Below are 8,020 nucleotides of genomic sequence, written 5' to 3'. Positions count from 1 at the left end.
TGTGTGTAGATAGGTATTAATTTGCGTTTAAAATCGAACTATTTTTTTGTTTTTTAAAAAAGTAGTTCGATTTTAAGCTAAAAGTAGTTCGATTTTAAAAAGCGTTTTACAAAATGATTTTAAATTGATATCTATATTTATATTTGAAGCAAGGCTCATTAAAAAACCTATGAAAAATCCACCTATGATATTTACGCTTAAAGTTTCAAGGGGAAAGGATAAATTCGGAAATATCTTACTTACAAATCCATTTGTGAAACTTCTTAGTATAGCTCCTAGTGCTCCGCCAAAGCCTATATAAAAAATAGTCGTAAAACTCATATGTTTTGATCTAAAAGAGCTTGCATTTTTGCTCTAGTTTCTTCTAGCCAAGTTTCATTACTAGTATCTATCAAATCCATATATATGACTTTTAGCAATCCGCTATTTAGCTTAAATCTTTTTGTATCTAAAATATTTCTTGAGTTTATGATGAGAACCGGCTGTACTTTTAAATTTAGTTTTGAAACGATTATTTTAGCTCCGCTTTGAAATTTAAGAAGCTTATCTCCTTCGCTTCTTGTGCCCTCAGGAAACATCGCTACAACCCTGTTGTTATCTACTCTATCTTTTACGTCTTTTATGAGTTTTGGAAGCGATCTGGGATCTTTTCTATCTATCGGAATCATTTTTGGTATTGTAAGTATTTTGCCTATTATAGGTATTTTGCCTATCTCTTTTTTGGCTATCCAAGATAGATTTGCCGGATGTATCTCTTCCATAACTATTATATCAAGTACGCTTTGATGATTTATTATTATTAAATTTGCTTCATCGATAGGTTTTCCTACTACTTCTAGCTGATATCTTATAAAAAATCGCTGCAATTTTGCCCACATACGCCTGATTTGTCGATTTTTATCTTTGAAAATAGCCATAAAAAGAACAACCCCCGCTATACTTAAAATAAGCTCTATAGCATAAAGTATAGTTTTTATTTTACTCAATATTTTCATTTGATACCCAGCCGATTTTTTTATTTTCGAGAAGTATTTTTGTATAATTTCCGTTTTTTGCCATTATTTTTACCTTTTCAGGTCTGTTGGCTACAAAAAATATAGTTGAGTTTGAAGTAGGAAGTATTTTGACTTCTGAATTAATTTTAAGTTTAGCATCGCTAAAAGGTCGGTTATCATAAAATGTATATATACCAAATGCTATAGCGATAATAAACGAGTAATAACTTCTTTTAAATATAAATAAGAGCAAGAAAATCACAATTATAAAGTATAAAGCAATATCTTTATATAGCTCAAACTCACTCTCTTTAGGATTTAAGTTTACTTGCGTACTAAGATCATCGACTTCAACTTTTATATCTATATCGAAACTTTCAAATTTAGAACTTTTTAGATTATAATAGCTAAAATTTATATTTTTTATATCTTTATCTGCTATAATAAAGTAGTTACCATTTTGATTTACAAAATCTCCTTTGATAGACTCTATCCCTTGCTTTTCAAAGTTTTGCGGTATAAAAAATGAGCTTAAATTTCCGTTTTTGCTCTCAAGTTCTATTGTTATTAAGTTATAAAGCTCGTCAAATTTAGAACTTTTTACCTTCTTAATCTCTAGTTTATCTGCAACCATATTTGCAAATTTATCATCTGTTTTTAAATTTTTAATAAGCGGAATTTCCGTACTTATGCTTGATTTTTGAAAGAAACTATCGTTTCTATTTAGAGTTAAAGTTATATTACTGATATTTGCATTTGTGCTATTTGCCTCAAACCATAGTGTTGTTTCATAAATTCCGCGTTTAAGTTCACTCCAATTCGGTTTTGGATTTAGCCATATCAGATCGTTTGAATCCACGGTTAAGTTTAGGTCGAAATTTAAATTTTGCTCAGTGTCCGCTTTTAGTTTTATGCTAAAAACTTGATAGATATATACAGATCTAGGCATTTTAGATGCTGTTAGTATAAGCTTGTTTGGCTCTATGGTTTGGTAAATTTGTGCGCTATCTATGTTTTCATCTGGTTCGTCTGTTGGGGCAATTTTTTGTATTTCGGAAGGAAGAATTTGCTTTTTTGCATTTTGCTGTAATATTGTATTTTGCTGTTGGTTATTTTTTATCGTATTTTCTTTATTTTGCGTGGTTTTACCATCTATCATATCAAAAATACTAACTTCTTGTGCTACTGAAGTAGTATAAAAAGGCAGAAATAACAGTAAAATATACTTTAGCAAATCAAACCTTTTAGCATTTTTATACCGTCCTCGCTTCCTAGAATACTTTCTATAGCGCGTTCAGGATGAGGCATTAGTCCAAATATATTTTTATTTTTATTGCAAATTCCTGCTATGGAGTCAATTGAGCCATTTACATTTACAATATTGCCATCTTTATCACAGTATTTTAGTAATACTTGATCATTGTCATATAATCTTTTTATAGTATCATCATCAGCGTAGTAGTTTCCCTCTCCATGAGCTAAAGGTATATCTACTATGTCTCCATTATTTAAATTTGATAAAAATTTATTGTTAGTTGATATAATTTTTAAGTAATGAAATTTGCTTATAAAGCTCATATTTTCGTTTCTTCTCATTGCTCCATCTAAAAGATTTGTTTCTAAAAGCATTTGAAATCCATTGCAAATTCCAAGCACAAGACCGCCTTTTTTGGCGTGATTTATTACCGCATTCATAATCGGACTAAACTTAGCTATAGCAGCGGTTCTTAGATAATCACCATAGCTAAAGCCACCAGGAAGTATGATCAAATCAGTATCTACGCTAGTTTCTTTATGCCATATAATTTTAGTTTCACAGCCTAATTTATCAAAAGCGTACTGAGTATCTCTTTCACAGTTTGTTCCTGGAAAATGTATTATAGCTACTTTCATTTTTAGCCTTTTATAATCTCATAATCTTCTATTACCGTATTAGCAAGAAGCTCTTCACACATTTTTTTTATATCTTCATCGCTAGTTGCGTCATCTAAATTTAAAATTATTTGCTTTCCTATCCTAGCATCATTTATACCGTTAAAACCAAGTGAGGATAGAGCATGTTTAGTAGCTTTACCAGCAGGATCTAAAACTCCATTTTTTAAAAAAACATTTATTGTTACTTTCATATAAAACCTTTAAATTTAATATCTAAATCTTTAAACAAAACTTTTTAAGCTATTTTAAGTAAGAGTGATTAAAATACCAAATCTACTTAAAATAGCTAAAAAGAGTACTTCTAAATCATTAGATAATTCTAAGAAAGTATGCGTCTAAGAACTTCTTCATACGCAACTTTTACGCTTCCTAGATCTTGTCTGAATCTATCTTTGTCCATTTTTTCATTTGTCACAGAATCCCAAAAACGGCAGCTATCGGGGCTTATCTCATCGGCAAGAAGTATATTTCCATCCTTATCCACGCCAAATTCAATCTTAAAATCGACTAATTTTAATCCTTTTTCTTTAAAAAATGGAAGCAATATAGAGTTTATCTCTCTTCCTAAATGTTTTAATCTGTCAAGGTCGTTTTCGCTTTTTACAAGATCCATTATGATGCAGTGTTCATCATTTACTAACGGATCGCCTAAAGCGTCATCTTTATAGTAAAACTCTACTAAAGTAAAAGGTAAAACTGTTCCTTCTTTTATCGCAAGTCTTTTGCTTAGACTTCCTGTTGCTATGTTTCTTACAACCACTTCAAGAGGTATTATTTTGCATTTTTTAACGACTTGTTCAGTGTCGTTGATAGTATCAACAAGCGCAGTTTCTATACCTTTGCTTTTTAACAGTTTAAAAAGTGCGGTTGAAATTTTGTTATTTAATGCGCCTTTACCACTTTCAGAGCCTTTTTTTTCAGCGTTAAATGCTGTCAAATCATCTTTAAATTCAGCTATAAGCAAGTCGTCATGTCCTTTGACAGACCACATCTTTTTCCCTTTGCCTTCATAGATCATTTCTAACTTTTCCACGATTTTCTCCTTACTTGATGTTTAATATCTTTATAGTATCTATAGCAGTTTTTAGTTGAATATCATCATAAATCTCTTTTTGTGTGATGATATTTTTATTTTCTTTGCTATTTTTTTCATCTTTTTTTGGTTCTATTTTATTTAATTCACTTTCTAAATGCTGTTTTAAATCACTCTCTTTTAAGCTAAATCCATTCTCATCTTCAGTCGGAGCTTTGCCCGGATATACTATAACATCAGGTTTTACGCCTACTGCTTGTATCGTACGACCACTTGGCAGATAGTATCTTGCTACTGTTAGTCTAAGAGCTTCTGTTTTGTCAATAGGCATAACTATCTGTACGCTTCCTTTTCCAAATGTATTTTCACCTACTACGACAGCTCGTTTTAAGTCTTGCAGCGCTCCACTGACTATTTCGCTCGCACTCGCACTTCCGCCATTTACTAACACTACTAAAGGAACTTTTGTAACAAATAACGATGGATCGGCGATATAATTTTCATCTTCTTCTTTGCTTCTACCTTTTTGCGAAACGATAATTCCTTTATCTATAAATAAATTTGCTAAGCCGACTGCTTGATTTAAAAGTCCGCCCGGATTATTTCTAAGATCCAATACTATACCTTTGACGTTTGGATTTTCTTTTATAAATTCTCTAGCTTTTGATGTTACGTGCTGATCGAAATTTGTAACTCTTAGATAGAGTATATTATCGTCTTTTATCAATTTTGCTTGTACGGACTCTACTTTAATGATATCTCGGATTATTGTAAGATCAAATGGCTTTTTCTCTCCTTTTCTTACTACCGTAATATTAACTGGAGTCTTTGGTTTGCCGCGCATTTTGCTTACTGCTTCATCTATAGTTATTCCTATAGTAGAGTTACCGTCTATCCTTAATATAACATCACCTGATTTTACTCCTGCTTTAAACGCCGGCGTATCATCTATAGGCGCTATAACCGTTAGCGCCCCATCTTTCATCCCAACTGTTATACCAAGACCGCCGAACTCACCGCTTGTTTGTATCTGCATATCTTTAAATGCTTTTTCGTCAAGAAAACTAGAATGAGCATCTAAATTTGACATAAGACCCGCTATAGTTTTGTCAATTATTTGAGTAAAATTCTGATCATCTACATAGTATTTTTCGACAATTGCGATTGTCTTCGTAAGTTTTGCAAGAGCTTCTAGTCTACTAGCCTCACTGTTTTGTTTCGCATTGAGAGTTGTGAATAGTCCTATACTTAGAACTAAAACAAATCCAAATGCTTGAAAAAAATTTTTCTTTTTCAATTTCAAACTCCAAATTTTTAAAATCATTAATTCTATTAAAATTTGCCTAAATTTAAGGTAAAAATATCAAATTTTAGCCTATGAAAATAATATGAATTTTAAAAATTATTTTATGAACCTTGACAAAGATAGACTAAAGTTGTATAATGCTCCTCATATAAAGTTTAAGGAGCAAAAATGGCAAATATATTTGAAGAATTAACCGATCAAACTAGAAGTTTGGTTGAAAATTCACTGAGCCTTGCTATAGGCAATAAAAACCCAGAAGCCTTGAGCTTGCACATGCTTTGGGCATTAGTTGCAGATAGTAACTCTATACTAAATCAAATTTTTAATAAAACAAACGTAAGCAAGGACGCGGTTTTGCTTGACATAAAAAGTCGCGCTTCTAAACTCCTTACTAGCTCAAACGTTAGTAGAGAAAATATCAAAGTTTCAAGCGAACTCGTAAATAGCTTAGAAAATGCAAAAGCCGTTATGATAAGCTTAGGAGATAGTTATATCGCTGTTGATACTTGGATTTTAGGTAACCTTGATAAAGAGCCTTTGAAAGAAATTTTAAGTAAATACATAAATTTAATAGAGCTTAAAAAAGAGCTAGAAGCCATTCGCGGTGGTCGCAATGTAGATAGTCAAACTAGCGATGAAACTCTTGATAGCCTTTCTAAATTTGGAGTGGATCTTACTAAAAAAGCAAGCGAAGGAGAGCTTGATCCTGTTATCGGAAGAGATGAAGAGATAACTAGGATGATGCAAATTCTCATACGTAAAACTAAAAATAACCCTATCTTGCTAGGTGAGCCAGGAGTGGGAAAAACTGCTATAGTAGAAGGTTTGGCTCAGCTTATCATCAAAAAAGCTGTTCCTACTAGTCTTGCAAACAAACGCGTCATCGCTCTTGATATGAGTGCCCTCATCGCCGGAGCAAAATACCGTGGTGAGTTTGAAGACCGTCTCAAAGCAGTCATCGACGAAGTAAAAAAAGCAGGGAATATCATACTTTTTATAGACGAAATTCACACTATCGTAGGAGCTGGAGCTAGTGAGGGTAGTATGGACGCCGCAAATATCCTAAAACCGGCTCTTGCTAGAGGCGAGCTTCACGCCGTGGGAGCTACTACTCTTAAAGAGTATCGTAAGTATTTTGAAAAAGACGCAGCCCTTCAGCGTCGTTTCCAGCCAGTAAATGTTGCCGAGCCGAGCGTAAATGAAGCTTTGCAAATTTTACGTGGTATCAAAGACAAGCTAGAAGTTCATCATAACGTAAATATCACAGATAGCGCTCTTGTGGCTGCTGCAAAGCTAAGCGATAGATATATAAGCGGTAGATTTTTACCGGATAAAGCTATAGACTTGATCGATGAAGCCGCAGCCGAGCTTAAAATGCAGATCGAAAGCGAACCTTATGAGCTTTCAAAGGCTAAAAGAGAGATCGAAACTCTAATAGTCGAAAAAGAAGCTTTAAAAATGGAAAATAGTGATAAAAATAGCGAACGTCTTAATGAGATAGAAAAAGAGGTTGCAAATTTAAATGAGAAAAAATCCGGACTAGAAGCTAAATTTAAAAATGAAAAAGCGGTATTTAACGGTATAAGCGAAGCCAAAAAACAGATAGAAAGTCTTAAAAATGAAGCCGAACTTGCAAAAAGAAATAACGCTTATGAAAAAGCCGCAGAGATAGAGTACGGTAAGATCCCAGAAGCAAGCGCTAAGATAAAAGAGTTAGAAGCTAAATGGGAAGAGATGAAAAAAGGCGGAGTTTTGCTTAAAAACGAAGTTGATGAGGATATGGTAGCGGGTATTCTTAGTAAATGGACTGGAATTTCAGTAAAACGTATGCTAACTAGCGAAAAAGAGAAATTCTTGCAAGTAGAAGAGCATCTAAAGCGTAACGTAGTAGGACAAGACGCTGCGCTTCACGCTCTTTCACGCGCCATAAAACGAAACAAAGCAGGGCTCAGCAGTCAAAATAGACCGATCGGTAGCTTTTTGTTTTTAGGACCGACTGGAGTTGGTAAAACAGAGAGCGCAAAGGCGTTAGCTAGATTTTTATTTGATGATGAAAAGGCTCTTGTTCGTTTTGATATGAGTGAATATATGGAAAAACACAGCGTTTCAAGGCTGCTTGGAGCGCCTCCTGGATACGTTGGGTATGATGAGGGCGGACAATTAACCGAAGCAGTTCGTAGAAAACCTTATAGCGTGATACTTTTTGATGAAGTTGAAAAGGCTCATAAAGACGTGTTTAATGTACTGCTTGGGATTTTAGATGATGGAAGGGCGACAGATAACAAAGGCGTTACCGTGGATTTTAAAAATACTATCATCATTTTGACTAGCAATATCGGTTCGTCTGCGATAGCAAATTTAAGTGGAGATGAGAGAGAAAATGCGGTAAAAGACGCGTTAAAAGACTATTTTAAACCTGAGTTTTTAAATAGACTAGATGATACGATCATCTTTAATCCTCTTGGTGCAAACGAGCTTAGCGGCATAGTTTCTATAATGTTTAAAGAACTAGAGGCCACTCTTCAAAACAGAGGCATTAAAGCAGTTCTTGATGAAAATGCTAAAGAGTTTATCGCTAAAGCGGGATTTGATCCGGTGTATGGTGCGCGTCCGCTTAGAAGGGCTCTTTATGAGTTAGTCGAAGATAAACTTGCTGAAATGATACTACGCGATGAGTTAAAAAGCGGCGACAGTATAAAAATATCTGCACCTAATGATGAAATAGTCGTAAATCTTATATAAAATATTTGG

At 33.6% G+C, this 8,020-nt stretch carries 7 protein-coding genes and 1 pseudogene; 1 reads left to right on the top strand and 7 read right to left on the bottom strand.

Annotated features, from left to right (window positions below):
• Nucleotides 1–96: 96 nt before the first annotated feature.
• The 7 genes and pseudogenes from RVY88_RS04780 to RVY88_RS04750 form a co-directional block, all read right to left on the bottom strand.
• Nucleotides 97–321, bottom strand: a pseudogene (locus tag RVY88_RS04780) (fluoride efflux transporter FluC); the annotation flags it as partial.
• Nucleotides 318–995 (bottom strand): lysophospholipid acyltransferase family protein, encoded by a 678-nt coding sequence (locus tag RVY88_RS04775; protein ID WP_011732014.1) that lies wholly within the window; start codon nt 993–995, stop codon nt 318–320. The gene RVY88_RS04775 and the pseudogene RVY88_RS04780, both read right to left, overlap by 4 nt.
• Nucleotides 979–2,229, bottom strand: coding sequence for an SH3 domain-containing protein (locus RVY88_RS04770; protein ID WP_065844274.1), 1,251 nt, complete (start codon nt 2,227–2,229; stop codon nt 979–981). The genes RVY88_RS04775 and RVY88_RS04770 overlap by 17 nt, the downstream gene beginning before the upstream one ends.
• A complete protein-coding gene (purQ, locus tag RVY88_RS04765) occupies nt 2,223–2,888 on the bottom strand; it encodes a phosphoribosylformylglycinamidine synthase subunit PurQ (RefSeq protein ID WP_002849485.1) in 666 nt (221 codons plus the stop codon). The genes RVY88_RS04770 and purQ overlap by 7 nt, the downstream gene beginning before the upstream one ends.
• A 2-nt stretch (nt 2,889–2,890) precedes the next feature.
• Complete coding sequence (gene purS, locus RVY88_RS04760; RefSeq protein WP_038453459.1) at nt 2,891–3,121, bottom strand: phosphoribosylformylglycinamidine synthase subunit PurS; 231 nt, start codon at nt 3,119–3,121, stop codon at nt 2,891–2,893.
• A gap of 128 nt (nt 3,122–3,249) precedes the next feature.
• The gene (purC, locus tag RVY88_RS04755; RefSeq protein WP_002849483.1) at nt 3,250–3,963 is read right to left on the bottom strand and encodes a phosphoribosylaminoimidazolesuccinocarboxamide synthase; all 714 of its coding nucleotides are present in this window, start codon (nt 3,961–3,963) and stop codon (nt 3,250–3,252) included.
• Nucleotides 3,964–3,973: 10 nt separating this feature from the next.
• Nucleotides 3,974–5,275, bottom strand: coding sequence for a S41 family peptidase (locus tag RVY88_RS04750; RefSeq protein WP_372683080.1), 1,302 nt, complete (start codon nt 5,273–5,275; stop codon nt 3,974–3,976).
• Between the two features lie 162 nt (nt 5,276–5,437).
• Here RVY88_RS04750 and RVY88_RS04745 point away from each other — a divergent pair, with 162 nt between their 5' ends.
• Nucleotides 5,438–8,011, top strand: coding sequence for an ATP-dependent Clp protease ATP-binding subunit (locus RVY88_RS04745; protein WP_162167472.1), 2,574 nt, complete (start codon nt 5,438–5,440; stop codon nt 8,009–8,011).
• Nucleotides 8,012–8,020: the final 9 nt, after the last annotated feature.

Origin of the sequence: Campylobacter sp. TJR-1, from assembly GCF_032840035.1 — a bacterium.
Classification (GTDB): Bacteria; Campylobacterota; Campylobacteria; order Campylobacterales; family Campylobacteraceae; genus Campylobacter; species Campylobacter fetus.
This window is presented reverse-complemented; position numbering and strand designations above follow the sequence as displayed.

Coding starts and splice junctions, on each gene's coding strand:
- purQ (WP_002849485.1), bottom strand. CDS start 2,888: ATGAAAGTAGCTATAATACATTTTCCAGGAACAAACTGTGAAAGAGAT.
- RVY88_RS04775 (WP_011732014.1), bottom strand. CDS start 995: ATGAAAATATTGAGTAAAATAAAAACTATACTTTATGCTATAGAGCTT.
- purS (WP_038453459.1), bottom strand. CDS start 3,121: ATGAAAGTAACAATAAATGTTTTTTTAAAAAATGGAGTTTTAGATCCT.
- RVY88_RS04745 (WP_162167472.1), top strand. CDS start 5,438: ATGGCAAATATATTTGAAGAATTAACCGATCAAACTAGAAGTTTGGTT.